Raw genomic sequence first — 18,463 nt, 5'->3', positions numbered from 1 at the left:
CGAAGTGGTGGGGGCAGGCCTCAACTGGTGCCGAAGTTGCCGAGGTTGCTGAGCAGACTCGACGTATCGTTCATGCGCGCCTGCAGCGACTGCAGTTGCGTGAACTGGGCGAGGTAGCGGTTGTAGGCCTGCGTGTACTGGTTATCCAGGCGCGTCTGGCGCGTGGCCAGCGTCTTTTGCTGCGCTTGCACGGAGTTCTGGCGTTGTTTGATTTGGCCCGAGGCACTGTCGGTCCAGCTTTTCACGATACTGTGGAATGCACCCAGGGCTCCACTCGAAGTGGTCAGGCCGGTGTTGCCGAACACCGCGTCCAGGCCCTCGGGATGCGCGGCCAGGGTTTTCTGCAGCTTGGCGTCGTTCAGCGAGAGCGTGCCGTTGCGGTCGGCGTTGATACCGAACTCGGCCAGGCTCAGGCCGCCGTAGCTTTGCCGCAGCGCGTTCGACATCCGGTTGCGCAGGGACAGCACGCCGGCATCTGATGCAAAGGCGGCGCGCTCGACGCCGTCCTTGCCATTGGCCGTGAGGTCGTCGAGTGTTTTCTTCAGCGTGTTGTAGGCATCGATGAATTTTTTCACGTTGGCGCTGGTGCCGCTGTCGTCGTTGCTGACGGTCAGGCTGATCGGGGCGTCCCCGCTTTGCATGGCCTTGGCGAGGGTGATGGTCACCCCATCGACGGCGGTCAGGGTGTTGGAGGCCTGTTGCAGCTTGATGCCCGCGTCTTTGTCGCCCAGCCAGACGATGGCGTCGCGTGCCGCGGACAGTTCTATGCTGGTGGTGAACGCGGTTTTGAGGTCGCTGTTGGGCAGGCCGCTGGTGTCCAGCGTGATACGGCTGTTGACACCGGTCTGGCCCGAAGACAGCACCAGCTGTGTCTTGCCGCCCACGGTCACGGTGGCGGCGGTGACATTGCCCTGGTTCTCGGTCGCCTGGTTGATGGCGCGGGCGATCTCGGCCTGCGAGATGGTGCCGTCGTTGTTCTGGTCCGCGGTGGCGATGTTGGCGGTGAAACTCCTGCCGTCGGCCAGCGTCACCACCAGGGGGCCGCCCAGCGAGACCGGCACGGCTGGCAGGTCTTCAAACGCCACCTGGTGGCGCGCAGCGACCTGCTCCACGAAAAAACTGTAGTTGCCTGGTTGGGCGGTTGCTGTGGCGGTGACCGTGCCAATGGCGGGGTTGCTGAGGGTGGCGCCGCGCTGCACCACGCTCTTGCTCGCGCTGCCCGAGAGGCTGTTGAGCGCCGTGTCGAACGCGCTGAGCGCGGACTGGAGCTTGGTCAGCGCCGTCGACGCCGCCTGGGCGCTCTTGGTCTGCGACGTGATCAGGCTCTGTGCAGCCGAGGTGTACATGGTCGCCAACTGGCTGGCCATGGTGCTGGGGGTGATGTCTGCCATGTCAGGGTCCTTTCAAAGGGGTTGAAGAAGAACGGTCTGACGGAAAGGCGACCGAAATCGGCCGCCACTGAAATGGCGCCCAAGCAGGGGTTGAAAAAGCCGTGTCATGCGGACCTCCGGTGCCACACCAGCGAGGCCATTTCGTCCTGGCGCTTTTGCTCTTGCGCGGCCTGTGTCCGCTGCAGGGCCTGCCGCTGGCGCGTGAGCAGCTGGTCCACGGCCTCGCGCTGGCGCGCAGCCTCCACCAGGGCGCGGCGGGACAGCGCCAGGTCCGCGTCGTGCAAGGCCAGGTCGACGCGGTGCGTGTCGGCCAACTGCATAACGGTTTGCTTGTAGTTGGCGTTATTGAGTGAAAAAACGGCCATCGATGCGCCGCTGGGGCCGGCGTTGCGGCACAGGCTGTCGAGCTGCTCCAGATTGCGCTGGTAGCGCTCGCGCACGCTCTGCTTGTCGGCGACCTCGGCCAGCTGTCGGTCCACCGCGCGCTGGCGCAGCTCCACGAGCCGGGCCAGGTTGCCAAGGCTGTGCCCGTTCGTCATGCCATCAGGCCCTCAAGCTGGGTCAGCGTCGGCGCCATGGGGGCGGCCTCGTTGGTGCCCTGGTGCAGAAAAGCCTCGATGCGTGGGTACAGGGCCACGGCACGGTCGGTCGTGGGGTCGGCCCCCGCGACATAAGCGCCCAGGGGCAGCATGTCGCGCACCTGCAGGTAGCGCGACACCATTTCCTTGAGGTTGCGCGCTGCGCGCAGGTGCCCTGCGCTGGCCACCTGCGCCATGCAGCGGCTGATGGAGGCGGTGATATCGATGGCTGGGTAGTGGCCGCGTTCAGCCAGTTCGCGCGACAGGACGATGTGGCCGTCCAGAATCGCGCGCGCGGTGTCGACCACCGGGTCTTGCTGGTCGTCGCCCTCGGCCAGCACGGTGTAGATCGCGCTCATGCTGCCATGTTCGTGCTCGCCATTGCCCGCGCTTTCCACCAGCTGCGGCAGCAGGCTGAACACGGACGGCGGGTAGCCGCGCGTGGCGGGGGGCTCGCCCAATGCCAACGCGACCTCGCGCTTGGCCATGGCATAGCGCGTGAGCGAATCCACCAGCAGCAGCACATGCTTGCCCTGGTCGCGGTAGTGCGCGGCGATCGAGTGGCACAGCTCGGTGGCCCGCAGGCGCATCAGAGGCGACTCGTCGGCCGGCGCGATCACGACCACGGCCCGTGCCAGGCCGGCGGCGCCCAGCGAGCGTTCGATGAACTCGCGCACCTCGCGGCTGCGCTCGCCGATCAGGCCGACCACGACCACGTCGGCCTCGGTCTGGCGTGTGATCAGTCCCAGCAGCACGCTTTTCCCCACGCCGCTGCCGGCCATTAGGCCCACGCGCTGGCCCTTGCCCAGGGTCAGCATGCCGTTGATGGCGCGCACCCCGACATCCAGCATGTCGCGCACGGGCTGCTTGCGCAGTGGATGCACGCGTGGGGGGTGGGGGGGCAGCGCATGCTCGCCGCTCAGGCGGCCGAGGCCATCCAGGGGCTCGCCCAGGCCGTTGACGATGCGCCCCAGCCACGACGGACCAATCATGAGGTCGCCCCGCTCCGAGGCGGGCAGCACACGGGCGCCCGTGGACAGGCCTTCGGTCTTCTTGAAAGGCATGAGGTAGGAGATGTCTTCCCGAAAACCCACGACCTGGGCCTCGATCCATCCGCCGGCAGCGGTCTCGATGTGGCAGCGCTGGCCCGTGTGCAGCGCGCAGCCCGCGCTCTCGAGCAGCAGGCCCGAGGCGCCCACCAAACGCCCCGTGGGCGTGGCCACGGGAACGGCGCCCAGTTCAAGTCGGCGCAGTGCGGCGGCGATCACGGCGCCTCCTCGGGCATGGGCTCGATCAGCTGGGCGCTGATCTGCTCCATGACGGCCGCCTGCCGCTGGCGGCAACCGGCATCGGCTTCATGGTTGCCGGCATGGACGTGGCATTCCCCCGGCTCCAGTCGGGGGTCGGGGTGCAGCCTCCAGCGCTGGGCGCTTTCGGGGTGAAGTTCCTGGATGCGTTGGCACTCCTCAGGGTTGAGGCGGATCTCGACCGCATCGTCGCTCACGCGGGGCAGGGTGGCCAGGGTTTCGTCCACCATGGCCAGCAGCTGCTGCGGCTGCAGAGCGAGTTCGCAGCGGATGACCTGGCGCGCCACCTTGGCCACCAGCTCCACCACTTCCTTGCGCATGGCCGCCTGGTAATCGGCTTGCAGGCTGTTGACTTGCTGCAGCGCCGCCTCCAGCGGTTGAGACAGGTTGGCGAACAGGGCCAGGGCCTCTCGGCGGCTCTGCTCTTGCCCCTGGCGCAGGCCTTCGCGGCGGCCTTCGGCGATGCCTTCGCCGTGGCCGTCCTGGCGTCCGGCCTGCAGACCCTGCTCATAGCCTTTCGCCATGCCTTCTTGAAAGCCGTCCGCGACCGACGCAGCGTCTCCGCCTCGCACGGCGTGGGGGCGTGCCAGCAGCTGGGCCAGCGGAGGAAACCGGTGCAGGCGCGGATTCTTCATTCGACGACGGTTTCGGCAAACAGCTGGATCTGGATTTCGCCTGCATCGGCCAGGACCTTGACCTGGGCCATGATTTCCTTGCGTGACTGATCCACGCGGCTGAGGGGCACCGGGCCGGCGCGGCGCAACAGGTCCTCGAAGCTTTGGGCCTGGCGCCGCGGCATGGCGCGCAGGATCGCATTGCGCACGCTGGGTTCAGCCCCTTTGAGCGCCATGGCCCATTGTTCGAGCGGAACCTCGTCGAGGATGCGGGTCAGCACCTCTTCGGTCTGGTTCGACAGCATGAAGAAGTCATACATGCTGACTTCGATTTCGGACACCACCTGCGGGTCGTGCGCGCGCAGCAGCTCCACCATCTGACGCTTGTCGCCGGTCAGGCGGTTGATGATCTCTGCCACCTGGCGCGTGCCTTCGACCATGGCGCTTTGCGTGCCAAGCTCATCGAGGCAGCGGGCCACGATCTCCTCCAGCTCGAGCAGCAGCTCGCTTTCGATCTCCTGCAGGCGCGCCATGTTCAACAGCACCAGGTCGCGGCTCGCCTCTGGCAGGGCTTCGATGACCATGCTGGCCTGGGTCGGTGGGAGGAACGCCAGGAAGACTGCCTGCATGCGCACGTGCTCATGCGCGATGCGGTCGGCCAGCCATTTGGGCGAAGCCCATTGCAGCCGGGCCATCTTGGGCCGGATGGCGTCGCCGTAGATGCTGTTGAGTACGTTGCCGGCGATGTCCGATCCCAGTGCGAGATCGAGGGAGCGCTTGAGGTAGGAGCGCGAAGCGCCGTGCACGCCGCTTTGCTCGCGGTAGTCCTCGAAGAAGCGCTGCATGGAGGTTTTCACGGCATCGACCTTGATGCCGCTCAGCCGCGACATGACCTGCGTCACCTCCAGCAGCTCCTCGCGGGACAGGCAGCGCAGGACGGCCGCCGCAGGCTCTTCGCCCATGCACAGCAGCACGATGGCCGCTTGCTCCACAAGGCTGCTGGTCTTGGCTTCCCCTCCGGAGGGGAGCGCATCATTCAGGTCGGCCATGCTTTTGTACCCATTGTTTGACCACCTCGGCAACGCGCTCGGGCTCTTTGCTGGCCAGTACGCGCAGGTGATTGACCATCACATCGACGGGAGAACCGGGAGGGGGCAGGTCGTAGTCTTCCAGCAGCGGCACCACAGGCATCGCGTTGGGGGAGATGGCGGGTGTGCTGTGCTCGGCGCCAGAGGCGCTTTGAGCGCTCTTGCCTGCCAGGGATACCACTGGCGTGAGGGCCGGCCCGTTCGTGAGGAGGGGCGGGGTGCCGGCAGCCAGGCGCTTTTGCACGCTGCGCAGCAGCGGGCGCACGACCAGCAGGAAGCACAGCAGGGCGCCCACCAGATAGGCCAGGGGCGTGCCCATATCGATCAGGTTATCGCGCTGCTGCCACCAGACCGGCGGCTCGGGCCTGGCCCTGAAGGCCAGGGCCGAAACGGCCAGCCTGTCGCCGCGTTCGGCGTTGATGCCGAGACCGTTGGCCAGGATGTTTTCGATGTAGGCCAGGTCTTGCTTACTCCAGTCGGCAGCGCCCTTGGGCGCGGCGGCGCTGTTGAGTACCACCGACACATTGAGCTTGCTCAGGCGGCTGCGACTCCGCTTGATCTGCTTGATGCTGCGGTCGTACGCATACTGGCGCGTGGTGGCATTCTTGCGCGCCGTGTTGGCCTCGTTGGGGGGCGTGTCCGCTGGCGTGGCGTTGACGGGACGGTTGCTCAGCGAGCCGGGCACGCCGATGGCCGAGAGGGCGCGGTCCTGCTCGTCGCGCACGGCCTCTGCCGTGACCTTGGGGTCCGCCCCGAATTGCTCCAGCGTTTCTTCAATGCGGTCATCGTCGATCTCGGCGGTCACGGAGGCTTTGAAGTTGTCTTCGCCCAACACCGGCGTAAGCAGGTCGCGCAGGCTGCGCAGCGTGGCTTCTTGGTAGCGCTTGGCCGCCTCGTTGCCGTGCAGCGGCTCCGGGCCCTGGCTCAGGTCGATGTGGGCGGAGAGCAGGTTGCCGGCCTGGTCGACCAGGCTCACCCTCTGCGGGGTGAGGCTGGCCACGCTGCCGGCGACCAGGTTGACGATGGCGGCGATCTGCTCGGGCGCGAGCACGTGGCCGGGCTTGAGTGCAACCACCACCGATGCGGAGCTCTGGGTACCATCGCTGATGACGAACGAGGTCGACTTGGCGATTGACAGGTGGACGCGGGCGCTCTCCACCGCGTCCAGCGCAGCGATGCTTTGCGCCAACTCGCCTTCGAGGCCGCGGCGAAAGCGGATGTCCTGGACGAACTGGCTCACGCCCAAAGGATCGTTGCGGTCCATCAGCTCCAGCCCGGCCGGCAGCTTGGCCGTCACGCCCTTGGCAGCCAGCAGCATGCGCACCTTGCCGAGGCTTTTTTCAGGCACCAGCACCTGGCCGCTGTCGGGGTGCACGCGGTAGGGAATTCGTTCCGCTTCCAGCACTGACATCATGTCGGCGGTGGCGACCTTTTCGCGCGCGCCGAACAGCGGCTTATAGCCGGCCTGAGCGTTCCAGAGAAACATCAGCACCACGGCCGTCAGCCCCGCAGCCAGCAGCACCAGCGGAGCCAGATTCTTGAAGAATGCAGGTGGAAGTGCGGGCGCGCCATTGGCGCGCAGGCGCTCCCAGCCGGATTTCAGGGCAGCATTCACGCGTGTGACTTTCGCTCGGGCTTAGATCGGCAACTTGATGAGGTCTTCCATCGCCCCCATCACTTTGTTTCGCACCTGCATCAACATGGAGAAAGACAGGCTGGCCTCCTGGCTGGACAGCATGGCCCCGACCAGGTCGTCACTGGCGCCGCTGTCCACGGCCGCCATCCTTTCGGCCGCCAGATGGTCTTGCTGGTTGACGCCTCGCACCGCTTCCAACATGCGGTCGGCAAAACCGGCGCCGGCATGCCCGTGAGCACTCTCGCCTTGCGCTGGCGCGATCAAGGGCTTGGAGATGTCCGACAGGTAACCCTGGATCTGCAGCAGATCGGCGTTGATCAGTTGTCCGGTGACGGAACTCATGGGGCATTTCCTTGAGGCGCACAGAGCAACGACAGCACGCTGGGGCCTGTTTGTTGTCTGCATATGGTTGCAAATTGTTTATTATTGTAATGTTTGTTTTGCAAGTGCTGAGTTTTTTGCATCAAAGATATGTGTTTCGTTGTTTTGTGTCCTCTGGTGCTCTGTTTTGTAAAATTGGTTGCGTAAAAGTGGTGTCTGCCGCTTCTCTAGAATCAAGTCCTGCGTTGCCGGGTGCATGGAGGCGGACTGTGGAGTTTCTGGCATCACATGTTGCTATGTGCACGCGCCCGTCGCCAGACACAGCGCCTCACGGTATCTCCAGGGTGATCCACCCATTTAAGAAAGCGATAAATGGACTATGGAATTCATCCCGCCGCAGGTCTGGTGCTCGTTCTGGCGGCGGGGTGGATCATGCTGCTGGCAGTGCTGCAACTGCGTCGGGCGCGCCAGGCCTTGCTCCAGACCCAGCAGACCCTGGCGGAGCGCAACGAATTTCTGGGCATGATGGCCCATGAGATGCTCACTCCCTTGCAGACCATCATCAGTTCGGTGGAGTTGATCGAACTGGGTGGGAGGCTGCCTGCGGACGACCAGACGTTCCGGCGCCTGCGCCGTAGCGCGCAGCAATTGGAGGCGCAAATGAACGACACGGTCGAATTCGCGCGGCTGAGCGGTGGTCGCCTCAAAGTCTCGACAATGTTGTTCCAGCCGGACCTGATGATGCAGATCATCGCGGCCGAATACGAGGATGCCGCCCGCGAGCGCGGTGTGCGGCTGACGGTGCAGATCGAGCCCCAACCGTGTCCGCGCGTGATCACCGACCCGGCGCGCATGCGGCAGATCATCGCCAATCTGATCTCAAACGCCACCAAATACGCCAGTCCAGGGGAGGTCGTGTGCTCCCTGCAGGTTCAGGCGGCGCCGCCGCAGATCACCGTCGCCGTGATGGACCAGGGGCCGGGCTTCGACGCCAGCGTCGATGTCTGGGCGCCTTTCGTGCGCGCCAGCCAGGGACGCTCAGGCAGCGGCCTGGGGTTGGCGGTCGTGCGGCTGATGGCCGAGTTGCTGCATGGCACGGCGCGCGTGCTCAGCCGCCCCGGCGAAGGTTCGGTGTTCATCGTGCAGGTGCCAGTGGAAGTCGAAGTGCTGCAGGGGGCAATGGAGGTGGCTCCTTCCCCGGGGCGGCGGCGGATTCTTGTGGTCGATGACAACGACGATGTGCGCTTCAGCCTGCAGACCATGCTGCAGGCTCTGGGCGCGCTGGTGGATGTGGCCGACAGCGTAGCGCAGGCCGATCTCATGCTGGTGGCGGCCAGGTATGACGGCATCCTGCTCGACCTGCGCCTTCAGGATGGCAGCGGCTACCGTGTGGCGGAGCGCGCGCGCGCGCCCGGTGCGTTGAACCAGGCTACGCCCATCGTGGCGCTGTCGGCCTACCATGAGTCCGAGGCCGCAGGTGACGCCCTGTTCGCGGCCAAGTTCGAGAAACCGATCACCGTGGCGCGGCTGCGCTCCGCCTTGCAGACTTTCGGCTGAACTGCGCGTGATTAGCTGGTTTCGCCCAGCAGCTGTTTGACCTGCGAGATCAGCAGGGCCAAGCGGAAGGGCTTTTCAATGACCTGGACGCGGAGGGCCATGGCGATGCGGGCGATGTCGTCCTCGGCGGCGTTGCCGTTGGCGATGGCGCCGGTGGTCAGGATCAGCGGCGCCGAGGGCTGGGCCTTGCGTATCGTCTGCAGCACCGCGGCGGAAGTCTTGCCGTTGAGCCACCAGTCGACCACGTAGGCATCGAACGGCGCAACAGCCGATTCGTACGACAGTTCGGAGGCCGAAGAAAACACTTCGACCCGGAATCCCGCGCCCTCGAGCGCGTCTTTCAGGTTGGCGGCCAGGTCTGCCGCATCTTCCAGCACTGCAATGCGCGGTAACTGGCGTTGCGTGGGGATGACGGTCAATTGGTGGACACGGTGCCGCTGGCCCCCGCTTGCTTCCGCGTAGGGCTGCACCAGCCATTCAGCGCCTTGGAGCGTGGCCACCAGTTCACAGTGCTCGTGGCGTCCGAGTTCCGTGCCGATCAAGGCTTTGCAAGCCATGGTGCGCCCGCCAATGACGATGCTGGCTGGCTTTGCCTCGCCATTGCTTTGGTCTGCGTCGACCGGATGGCTGCTGAGCAAAAGGCTGACGTCCACCTGAAAATGCCGCGCCAGGCTTTGCAGGTCGGTCGCGGAAAACGCGCCGTCTTGGAATTTGCGGAAGGCGCCCGAGCGCGACAGTCCGAGGATTGTGGCCAGCTGCGAGGAATGCTTGTGCCGTGGCAGTCCCTGTTCGGCAAAGAAATCGTGCAGCCGCCGGGATATGAGACTGGTGGGCTGCGTCTCGGTGAGCTCGCTCCCTGTCGCTGGGTCTGGCGGCTCGGCGTAGTTTTTCTCAGGCATGGCGTAGTCACAAGTGGAATGGATGCTTAGCGACAAAAGTAACGTTTAGTTAAAAAAAGCGTTCAAAAAACTAGACGTTTTTGTGCCTGAGCGTAAAATGTTGCATCAAATGCACTCAAATACGATGCTCGGTGCCTGGCTGCCGTCTTCTTTCCCGATTCCTTGTTTTCTTGTCTCGATGCAAATCAATATAGCTCACACGCCCGATCGCTGTGCGAAGCGTTGCGAGAACCGCAATGTGTCCGGGCGCCACGGGCTTTGATCGATATGTCTCAGCCTTCCAAGGTGCTGTCCGCAGCGCACCCGGTGCTGGATCCCCGAACGCTGGGGCGCCCGGTGCACCTGCTGGCGGCTTTTGCCGACAAATTCGGCGCCGACCTGTCAGACCTCCTGCGCTTGGGCTTGAACCGGCGCTATGGCACGCAATTCACCGTGGGCAGGGTGCTGATCGTGCACGCCCCTGCCGCGATTGCGCCGCGCTGGAATGTGTATGGCTCGGCCACGGGGCGGATCGGTGTCGCGCTCGAGCGCAGCCTGGTGCTGCGCGTGCTGCATTGCCGCTACGGGCTGCGGGACGGGGAGGGCACCGACCCCGCCTCGGCCCCCATGACCGCCACCGAGGAACGGTTGGCGCAGAAGCTGGGCCTGCAGCTGGCGCTGGTGCTGGCGGTCCGCATCCGTGAGGGACTGAGCGCCTTGGTATCGGCGTCCGCCCACAGCGCTAGCGACGATATCGCCTGGCGCGCTGAAACCACCGATGCGGTGGGCGCCTGGACGCTCCAGGTGCGCATCGATGAGCCGCAGGTCGGACTGTGCTCGGAGCTGCAGTTCTCACTCGACTCCACCTGGATGGACCTGCTGCTTGGCCAACTCGCCGCCGCGCGCTCCGTGCCCCGGAGCGATCTGCGCAAGGAGCAGACGCAGCCGTTCGCGCAGTGCCTGCGGGTCCGGTTGGTGGCGCGATTGCTGCACCGGCGCATGGCGCTGGGCGAGGTGCTCGACCTGCGCCCGGGCGACATCATCCCTGTGAGCTTCCAGGCTGCCGACGTGCTGGTGAAGGACTCGCGCCTGTTCACCGCGACGGTGGCAGAGCACAAAGGCGGGCTGTGGCTCACCGCATTCAACGACACCCTCTAAAGCCATGGATATGAGCCAAGAAATCTCCGAATTCGACCCGGCCTTGCTGGACGACGACCTGACCGTGGAAGATGGCGCCTCCGTCCCGGTCCCAGTGGCTGCGTCCCGGCCACGCCGCGACCTCACGCAGATGTTGCGCAAAATTCCGGTCACACTGACCCTCGAAGTGGGCTCGGCGGACATTGCACTCGACCAACTGATGGCTCTGGAGCACGACAGCGTGGTGGAGCTCGACGCGGTGGCCGGTGCGCCGCTGGTGATCAAGGTCAACGGCACGGCCATCGGGCGCGCCGAGGTGGTGGTGTCGGGCGAAAACTATGGCCTGAAGGTGGTCGAGCTGGCCGACCTGGACCTGCTGTCGCTCGACGCGGCGAACTGAACCGTCGCACCATGACGTTACGACGAATGGGTGGCCATGCCGCCCTGGGGCTGGTCGCGCTCGTTCTGATGTTCGGGGTGAGCGAGTCGGCACTCGCCGCTGGCACCATTTCGCTTCTGGGCACCAACGCCAACGGCGCGCCAGCCGAATTCACGGTGAAGACCCAGATCCTGGTCATCATGACGCTGCTGGGGCTGCTGCCCGTGCTGATGCTCATGATGACCAGCTTCGTGCGCTTCGTGATCATCCTGTCTTTGCTGCGCCAGGCGCTGGGCCTGCAGCAGGGCCTGCCCAACCGCATCGTGACCGGGGTGGCGCTGATTCTCACGCTGTTGGTCATGCGCCCGGTCGGCGAGGAGATCTGGCACAAGGCTTTTGTACCTTACGACCAGGACAAAATCGGCCTGGAAGTGGCGCTGCAGAAGGCCGAGATCCCTCTGTCGCGTTTCATGCTGTCGCAGACCAGCAAGAGTGCCTTGCAGCAAATATCCACGTTGGCCGGTGAGGCGCCGGTGAGCGAACCGGGCCAGCATGCCTTCACCGTGAAGCTGGCCGCCTTCGTGCTCAGCGAACTCAAGACCGCCTTCCAGGTCGGCTGCATGCTGTTCATCCCCTTCATGGTGGTGGATCTGGTTGTCGCGTCCGTGCTCATGGCCATGGGCATGATGATGCTGTCGCCGCTGGTGATTTCCTTGCCGCTCAAGTTGCTGCTGTTCGTACTGGTCGATGGCTGGACGCTGACCGTGAACACCCTCATCACCAGTATCCGGGCCTATTGAGATGGCAGGCCTTTCTTCGCGCCTTCAAGCCCGCTGGGCTGCGCAGCGGCCATGCTGACGCCCGACATCGCCGTTGACCTGGTCAGCGAAAGCCTGCGCCTGGTCATGCTGCTGGTGGTGGTGCTGATCCTGCCGGGCCTGGTGGTGGGCCTGGTGGTGGGCATCTTCCAGGCGGCGACGCAGATCAACGAGCAGACGATGAGCTTTCTGCCGCGCCTGCTGGTGACGCTGCTGGCGGTGATCCTGGCCGGGCGCTGGATGGCGGGGCATCTGATGGATTTTTGCGTCCGCATCTTCGAGCGCGCCGCCACCCTGGTGGGCTAGCCCACCGGCACACCATGGACGCAGCCATTCCCGGCCTGTTGGCCCAGCTGTTGGCACTCTGGTGGCCGTTTTGCCGCGTCATGGCCATGCTCAGCGCCGCGCCCATCCTGGGCGACGGTGCGGTGCCCGTCACGGTGCGCGTGCTGCTGTCGCTGGTGCTGGCCGTGGTGCTGCTGCCGGTGGCCCGGCCGGTGGCGGCCATCGATCCGCTGTCCTTGCACGCCGTGGTCGCCACCATCGAGCAGGCGGCTATCGGCGGGCTGCTCGGGCTGGCGCTGCACTTCATGATGTCGGTGATCATGGTGCTGGGTTACATGGTGTCGTCGCAGATGGGCCTGTCGATGGCGGTCATGAACGACCCTTTGAGCGGCGTCTCTTCCGATGTGGTCTCCAGCCTGCTGTCCATCCTGGGCATGCTGGTGTTCTTCTCGATCGACGGCCACCTGCTGGTGACCCAGGTGCTGGGGGCGAGCTTTCAGCAATGGCCCGTGGGCTCGGGCATCAGCATGCCGGCGCTGCGCAGCGTGGCCTTCAATGTGGCCTGGGTGTTTTCGGCCGCCCTGCTGCTGGCTCTGCCGGTGATGCTGGCCACCCTGGTGGTGCAGATCGGCTTCGGGCTGCTGGCGCGCGTGGCGCCCACCCTCAACCTGTTTGCCCTCGGCTTCTCGGTGATCACGGTGTTCGGCGTGTTCATGCTGAGCCAGCTGGTCCGGTTCCTGCCGGAACACTATCTGCGCATCGCCACCCAGGTGCTCGACATGCTGCGCCTGACCATGCAGCAGAGGCCCTGAGATGTCGGGCTCTTCCACCGGCGACAAGAGCGAAAAGGCCTCGCAGCAGAAGCTGAAGAAGGCGCGCGAGCAGGGCCAGGTCGCCCGCTCGAAAGACCTGGTCACGGCCGTCGGCATCGTCGGCAGCCTGTACCTTCTCGTCTGGCTGATGCCGGGTTATCTGCAGGATTTCCGCCAGCTCTTCGCCTACGGCCTGGCCGATCTGGAGGGCGACGGCACCCTGGACAACGCCTGGTCGGTGCTGTTCCTGGCGGCGGCGCTGCTGTTGGTCAAGATGGTGCTGCCACTGTTGGTGATGCCGGTGCTGCTGGTACTGTCCTCGATGGTGCCGGGGGGCTGGGTGCTGTCGTCAGAAAACCTGATGCCCAAGCTCAACCGGCTCAGCCCCATGAGCAACCTGGGGCGCATGTTCAAGGGCAAGCACCTGGTGAGCGTGCTCACTTCCATCTTCAAGGCCCTGCTGCTGGGCAGCGTGCTCTGGTACCTGTGCAGCCGCAGCGCGCAAGACTACCTGCGGCTGCAGGGGCTGTCGCTTGGGCAGGCCATCGATACGGGCGCCGGCATGGTGCTGTCGGGCGTGCTGTCCATGGCCATGGTGTTCGTGCTGTTCGGCCTGATCGACCTGCCGGTGCAAGTGTTCTTCTTTTTGCGTGGCCAGCGCATGAGCAAGCAAGACCTCAAGGAAGAACACAAGGGCAACGAGGGCCGCCCCGAAGTCAAGAACCGCATCCGCCAGCTGCAGCGCCAGCTCTCGCGGCGCAGCGTGCGCAGCGCGGTGCCCACGGCCGACGTGGTGATCGTCAACCCCGAGCACTACGCCGTCGCGCTCAAGTACGACGAGCAGCGCGCCCAGGCGCCCTACGTGGTGGCCAAGGGGGTGGACGAAATGGCCCTGTACATCCGCGAGATTGCGCGCGAGCACCAGGTCGAGGTGGTCTCCATGCCGCCGCTGGCCCGCGCCATCTACAACACCAGCCAGGTGCAGCAGCAGATCCCAATCCCGCTGTACAACGCCGTGGCGCTGGTTCTCAACTATGTGCTGCAGCTCAAGGCCTTCCAGACCGGCCAGCGGCCCAGCGAGCCACGGTTGCCTGCCGACCTGGCCGTTCCCTCCCACCTGACTTAAGCCGTTCCGACATGAAACTCCTGCAGCCCGGACTCTTCGACGCCCTGCGCCGCTACAGCTATGCCACGCCGCTGATGGTGCTGGCCCTGCTGGCCATGATCATCCTGCCGCTGCCGCCGGCGGTGCTCGACGTGCTGTTCACGTTCAACATCGTGCTGGCGATCATCGTCATCCTGATCAGCGTCTCGGTCAGCCGCCCGCTCGAATTCTCGACCTTCCCGACCATCATCCTCGCCACCACGCTGATGCGGCTGGCGCTCAATGTCGCCTCGACGCGGGTGGTGCTGCTCAAGGGCCACGAGGGCACGCACGCGGCGGGCCAGGTGATCGAGGCCTTCGGCAACGTGGTGATCGGAGGCAACTTCGTGGTCGGTCTGGTGGTGTTCGTCATCCTGATGATCATCAACTTCGTGGTGGTGACCAAGGGCGCCGAGCGCATCTCGGAAGTGTCGGCGCGCTTCACGCTCGACGCCCTGCCGGGCAAGCAGATGGCGATCGACGCCGACCTCAACGCCGGCCTCATCAACCAGGAAAAAGCCCAGACGCGCCGCCGCGAAGTCGGCATGGAAGCCGACTTCTACGGCGCCATGGACGGAGCCTCGAAGTTCGTGCGTGGCGACGCCATCGCGGGCATCTTGATTTTGCTGATCAACATGATTGGCGGCGTCGCCATCGGCGCCTTCATGCACGACCTGTCGTTCGGCGACGCTTTCCGCCAGTACGCGCTGCTCACCATCGGCGACGGCCTGGTGGCGCAGATTCCGGCGCTGCTGCTGTCGGCGGCGGCGGCCATCATCGTCACGCGCGTGAGCGACTCGGGCGACTTCGAAACCCAGGTCAGCGGCCAGCTGCTGGCATCGCCCCAGGCGCTGTACAGCGCGGCGGCGCTGATGACGGTGCTGGGTCTGATCCCCGGCATGCCTTGGCTCAGTTTTCTGGGGTTTGCGGCCGTTCTGGCCTTCGTGGCCTGGCGCGTGGGCCAGCGTCCGCAGCGCCCCGCGCCAGGCAGCGATGTGGCTGCGCTCGGCGCTGCCCTGGCCACGGCCGAGCCGCCGGCCGACATCGACTGGCGCAGCCTGCCCTTTGTCGAGCCCCTGTCGGTGGCGCTGGGCTACCGCCTGGTGAGCCTGATCGACAAGGCGCAGGGCGCGCCGCTGCTCAAGCGCGTCAAGGGTGTGCGCCAGACGCAGAGCGAAGGCCTGGGCCTGCTGCTGCCCGCCATCGCCGTGCGCGACGACCTCGCGCTCAAGCCCAGCCAATACGCCATCATGCTGCGCGGCACCGTGGTGGCGCGCGCCGAGGTGCCGGCCGACAAGCTCATGGCCATCTCGTCGCCCCACCTGTACGGCGAGGTGGACGGCGAGCCCGGCGCCGACCCGGCCTACGGTATGCCCGTGGTCTGGATCAGCACCGACGACAAGGCCCACGCGCTCGGCCTGGGTTACCAGGTGGTCGATGTGCCCAGCGTGGTCGCCACGCACCTGAGCAAAGTGATCCGCGAATACCTGCCCGAACTGTTCGGACACGAGGACGCGGGCGAACTGATGGAGCGCCTGGCCGCGCTCGCGCCCAAGCTGGCCGAAGCGCTGGGCAAGGCCATGAGCCATTCGCAGCTGCTCAAGGTCTTTCGCGCGCTGCTAGCCGAAAACGTCTCGCTCAAAGACATCGTGCCGATTGCCACGACCCTGCTGGAGACGGCCGAAACCACCAAAGACCCGGTGCTGCTGGCTGCCGAGGTGCGCTGTACCCTGCGCCGCCAGATCGTCGACAGCCTGTGCGGCCAGCGACCCGAGCTGAAAGTGTTCAACCTCACCGGCGACCTCGAGAACATGCTACTGGGCGCGCTCAACCAGGCCCGCCAGGGTGGTGCCAAGGTGGCGCTCGACAACTATGCCATCGACCCGAATCTGCTGTCGCAACTGCAAGCGCACATGCCGCTGGCGCGCGACCAGATGAAGCAGCAGACCACGCCGCCGCTGCTGCTCGTGATGCCGCAGGTCAGGCCGCTACTGGCGCGCTACGCGCGCCTGTTTGCGCCGGGCCTCAACGTGCTGTCGTACAACGAGATTCCCGAGAACCGCGAAATCAGCATCATTGGAACGGTGGGCTGAGCGCGTTCAGCACTTCGGCCGCCGCGCGAAACAGGCCCGGCGGCAGAGCGGTGTGTACGCTGCACAGCTGCTGCGCCGTGGCGGGCAGCGCCATCATGGGCTGCCCCGGGGGCGCCGGCGCCACCTGGCACTGCATGAGCCGCAGCCCGGCGCGGGCCAGCGACGCGGCGATCAGCGCGGTGCGGCTGCGCAGCAGCGGCACGCTCTCTGCGCTCTGCGCCGCCAGGTTCAAGGCCACGGCGCTGCCGTACATCGACACATCGATGCGCACCTCGCCCAGGCCGGGCAGCAGCAGCAACAGGCCCATGTTCTGGGCCATGGCGCCCGTGGGCCGGCCGTGCCGCGCGCCGCGCGGGCGCGGCTGCGCCGGCCAGAACGTCAGCCCCACGCCCGGCCAGAGCAGGGTTTGAAACACCAGCGTGGGTTGCAGCGTGGACGCTTCGGCGCTCGGGGCCAGAGCTGCGCCCAGCGGCACCAGCGCGGTGCCGGCCGACGCCGGTGTGCTTGATGCGGCTGCCGGCACCGCGCGCTGCAACCGCTGCAGCACCATGGCGCGCCACTGCGCGGCCAGCGCCGCCACGTCGAGCGGCGGGGCCAGCAGGCGGTGCATGCCGGCCTGGTCCGGCAGCAGGGCCGCAGGGGTTTGCCCGGCCAGCAGGCCGGCGCGTGCGGGCAGGCCCTCGTCGGCGGGGCCGAGCACGGCCAGCTCCAGCTGGGGCGAGGTGCTCACCACCCGCACCAGCAGCAGTTGCCCCGGCGCCCAGGCCTGGCCCGCCAGGGCCGAGGTGGGAATCTGGAACGGCAAGCCATCGGCGCTGCGCGCCAGCAGGCCGCCGTCGAAGGCTGAGAACACGCGCAGCCGCAGCAGGGGCGCGATCCCCTCGGGCGGCAGCGCCGGCAGCAGGGCCGCTGGCGCGGTAGGCAAGGCCACGGCCCCGCCACCCGCGCGCGGCACCAGTGGGCGCGCCACGGCGCCGATGGGGGGTGAAGGGGTAGCCCGCTCCAGTGCCATGGCGTGCTCCAGTCAAGCCAAAAGAAAAGCCAACCGCAGACGCGGTTGGCTTGGGGGCAGGCTGGCGCTAGCGCCAGCCTGAAGCCGCCGCAGGGGCGTCTTACTGCAGCAGCGACAGGGCCAGCTGCGACATGCTGTTGGACTGCTTGAGCATGCTGGTGCTGGCTTGCATCAGCATCTGCTTGGTCGTCATGGTGGCGGATTCGGCGGCGTAGTCCACATCCATGATGCGGCCCGAAGCGGCCTGCACGTTGTTGCTCATGTTCGACAGGTTGACGGAGGTGTGCTCCAGGCGGTTCGAAGCGGCACCCAAGGTGGAGCGCAGCGAGCCCACCGAGTCGATCGCGGCTTGCAGCTTGTCTATGCTGGCCGATGCCGAACCGGCGGCGGTCAGTTCCGTGCCTGCAACGCCGCTTGCGGCGCCAAACGAGTTGTATCCCATGGACGCATCGTGCAGCGCGGTGTGCATCGCGGTCAGTTGGGCAGACAGATCCAGGCCCATGGTTTCGGAGGTCGATGCGCCAATCTGGAAGTTGATCGATGTGGCGAATTTTCCATCGGGAGTTGCAGCGGTGGCGGAGTTTTGTGCTGCTGTCGAATAAGCAGCGGAACTGGCGGCGTCTGCTTGGGCCAAGACATTGGCTTTGTCCGCCGCTTGCAGGGTAACGTTTGCAGCCGCCAAAGCGGTCACGGTGGTGGCGTCCGTGGTGTCCAAGGCCAGCAAAGCGGCATCGTAGTCAGTTTTTGCCGTGTCGTAATCGAATTGGGTGCCGGCGGTGGCATCACCGACGCGGGCAGCGTCGGCGGCGGCTTTGGTTGCTGCAGCAGCTATTTCAGCCGAGGAAGCAGCCTTGTTCATCAGCTTGGCGCCGCCGAAGGTGGTGTTGCCAATGATGTTGCTCAATTCCGTCGACAGCGAGTCGAACTCGGCTTGCATGGCGGTTTTGTCGGTGTCGGTGGCCGAAGCGTCCGCCGCCTGGGTTGCCAAGTCCTTCATGCGAACCAGCATGTTGGTGACTTCGCTGAGCGAGCCTTCGGCGGTCTGCATCAGCGAGATGCTGTTTTGCGTGTTACGCATGGCCACGGCCATGCCGCTGGTTTGTGCCTTCAGGCGGGTGGCGATCTGCAGGCCGGCGGCGTCGTCCATGGCCGAGTTGATGCGAAAGCCCGTGGAGAGGCGCGTCATCGAGTTGGACAGGGCCTTATTGGTCGAGCCGGATACGGCCTGGGCCGAGAGGGATGCCGAATTGGTGTGCAAGCTAAGCATGTCAGTGAACTCCTGGTGTTGGGTGGTTTACAGGCAGCGTTTTCTGCGCCCGTACCCACACAAGGCGGTCGACCGGTGGCGAAACTTAAATGCTGGTGCGCAAATTGTTTTGCGGCGTGTGGCGGCGCGCTGGGTAGAACCCGTTG

Annotated in this window: 18 protein-coding genes; 8 read left to right on the top strand and 10 right to left on the bottom strand. The window is 65.8% G+C overall.

Going from position 1 to position 18,463, the window contains the following annotated elements; translation table 11 throughout:
- Positions 1 to 20 precede the first annotated feature (20 nt).
- The 7 genes from fliD to B2J89_RS06255 form a co-directional block, all read right to left on the bottom strand.
- Entirely contained in the window at positions 21 to 1,391 is a 1,371-nt protein-coding gene (gene fliD / locus B2J89_RS06285) for a flagellar filament capping protein FliD (RefSeq protein ID WP_169168370.1), read from the bottom strand.
- Between the two features lie 104 nt (positions 1,392 to 1,495).
- Positions 1,496 to 1,930, bottom strand: coding sequence for a flagellar FliJ family protein (locus B2J89_RS06280; protein ID WP_169168369.1), 435 nt, complete (start codon positions 1,928 to 1,930; stop codon positions 1,496 to 1,498).
- The gene (gene fliI, locus B2J89_RS06275; protein ID WP_169168368.1) at positions 1,927 to 3,237 is read right to left on the bottom strand and encodes a flagellar protein export ATPase FliI; all 1,311 of its coding nucleotides are present in this window, start codon (positions 3,235 to 3,237) and stop codon (positions 1,927 to 1,929) included. The genes B2J89_RS06280 and fliI overlap by 4 nt, the downstream gene beginning before the upstream one ends.
- Positions 3,234 to 3,911, bottom strand: a complete 678-nt coding sequence (gene fliH, locus B2J89_RS06270; protein ID WP_169168367.1) for a flagellar assembly protein FliH — start codon at positions 3,909 to 3,911, stop codon at positions 3,234 to 3,236. The genes fliI and fliH overlap by 4 nt, the downstream gene beginning before the upstream one ends.
- On the bottom strand, positions 3,908 to 4,939 hold the full coding sequence (locus tag B2J89_RS06265; RefSeq protein ID WP_169168366.1) for a FliG C-terminal domain-containing protein: 1,032 nt from the start codon (positions 4,937 to 4,939) through the stop codon (positions 3,908 to 3,910). The genes fliH and B2J89_RS06265 overlap by 4 nt, the downstream gene beginning before the upstream one ends.
- Positions 4,923 to 6,593, bottom strand: a complete 1,671-nt coding sequence (gene fliF / locus B2J89_RS06260) for a flagellar basal-body MS-ring/collar protein FliF (protein ID WP_169168365.1) — start codon at positions 6,591 to 6,593, stop codon at positions 4,923 to 4,925. Before fliF ends, B2J89_RS06265 begins: the two co-directional genes overlap by 17 nt.
- Before the next feature lie 21 nt (positions 6,594 to 6,614).
- Positions 6,615 to 6,956: a flagellar hook-basal body complex protein FliE gene (locus tag B2J89_RS06255; RefSeq protein WP_169168364.1), complete on the bottom strand. Its 342-nt coding sequence runs from the start codon at positions 6,954 to 6,956 to the stop codon at positions 6,615 to 6,617.
- A gap of 411 nt (positions 6,957 to 7,367) precedes the next feature.
- On the opposite strand from B2J89_RS06255, the gene B2J89_RS06250 reads away from it, so the two are divergent.
- Positions 7,368 to 8,492 carry a hybrid sensor histidine kinase/response regulator gene (locus B2J89_RS06250; RefSeq protein WP_169168363.1) on the top strand — a complete coding sequence of 375 codons (1,125 nt, stop codon included), beginning with the start codon at positions 7,368 to 7,370 and terminating at the stop codon, positions 8,490 to 8,492.
- Between the two features lie 11 nt (positions 8,493 to 8,503).
- Here B2J89_RS06250 and B2J89_RS06245 read toward each other — a convergent pair whose 3' ends face one another.
- The gene (locus tag B2J89_RS06245) at positions 8,504 to 9,391 is read right to left on the bottom strand and encodes a helix-turn-helix domain-containing protein (RefSeq protein ID WP_169168362.1); all 888 of its coding nucleotides are present in this window, start codon (positions 9,389 to 9,391) and stop codon (positions 8,504 to 8,506) included.
- A gap of 267 nt (positions 9,392 to 9,658) precedes the next feature.
- On the opposite strand from B2J89_RS06245, the gene B2J89_RS06240 reads away from it, so the two are divergent.
- The 7 genes from B2J89_RS06240 to flhA are packed head-to-tail and all read left to right on the top strand — an operon-like array spanning position 9,659 to position 16,038.
- Complete coding sequence (locus B2J89_RS06240) at positions 9,659 to 10,528, top strand: FliM/FliN family flagellar motor switch protein (protein ID WP_169168361.1); 870 nt, start codon at positions 9,659 to 9,661, stop codon at positions 10,526 to 10,528.
- Between the two features lie 10 nt (positions 10,529 to 10,538).
- The gene (locus B2J89_RS06235; RefSeq protein WP_371809044.1) at positions 10,539 to 10,907 is read left to right on the top strand and encodes a FliM/FliN family flagellar motor switch protein; all 369 of its coding nucleotides are present in this window, start codon (positions 10,539 to 10,541) and stop codon (positions 10,905 to 10,907) included.
- 11 nt (positions 10,908 to 10,918) lie between these two features.
- Entirely contained in the window at positions 10,919 to 11,686 is a 768-nt protein-coding gene (gene fliP / locus B2J89_RS06230) for a flagellar type III secretion system pore protein FliP (RefSeq protein WP_240964760.1), read from the top strand.
- Between the two features lie 51 nt (positions 11,687 to 11,737).
- Positions 11,738 to 12,010 carry a flagellar biosynthesis protein FliQ gene (fliQ, locus tag B2J89_RS06225; protein WP_169168359.1) on the top strand — a complete coding sequence of 91 codons (273 nt, stop codon included), beginning with the start codon at positions 11,738 to 11,740 and terminating at the stop codon, positions 12,008 to 12,010.
- 14 nt (positions 12,011 to 12,024) lie between these two features.
- Complete coding sequence (fliR, locus tag B2J89_RS06220) at positions 12,025 to 12,801, top strand: flagellar biosynthetic protein FliR (RefSeq protein WP_169168358.1); 777 nt, start codon at positions 12,025 to 12,027, stop codon at positions 12,799 to 12,801.
- A gap of 1 nt (position 12,802) precedes the next feature.
- Positions 12,803 to 13,927 (top strand): flagellar type III secretion system protein FlhB, encoded by a 1,125-nt coding sequence (gene flhB / locus B2J89_RS06215; RefSeq protein ID WP_169168357.1) that lies wholly within the window; start codon positions 12,803 to 12,805, stop codon positions 13,925 to 13,927.
- Positions 13,928 to 13,938: 11 nt separating this feature from the next.
- A complete protein-coding gene (gene flhA, locus B2J89_RS06210) occupies positions 13,939 to 16,038 on the top strand; it encodes a flagellar biosynthesis protein FlhA (protein WP_169168356.1) in 2,100 nt (699 codons plus the stop codon).
- On the opposite strand, the gene B2J89_RS06205 is transcribed toward flhA, so the two are convergent.
- Positions 16,019 to 17,050 carry a flagellar hook-length control protein FliK gene (locus B2J89_RS06205; RefSeq protein WP_169168355.1) on the bottom strand — a complete coding sequence of 344 codons (1,032 nt, stop codon included), beginning with the start codon at positions 17,048 to 17,050 and terminating at the stop codon, positions 16,019 to 16,021. The two genes, flhA and B2J89_RS06205, sit on opposite strands and share 20 nt — an antisense overlap.
- A gap of 100 nt (positions 17,051 to 17,150) precedes the next feature.
- Positions 17,151 to 18,317, bottom strand: a complete 1,167-nt coding sequence (locus B2J89_RS06200) for a flagellin (RefSeq protein WP_205763732.1) — start codon at positions 18,315 to 18,317, stop codon at positions 17,151 to 17,153.
- Positions 18,318 to 18,463: the final 146 nt, after the last annotated feature.

This window comes from Acidovorax sp. SRB_24, assembly GCF_012931925.1.
Note: the sequence above shows the minus strand (reverse complement) of the source record. Positions and strands in the feature narration are given on the sequence as shown.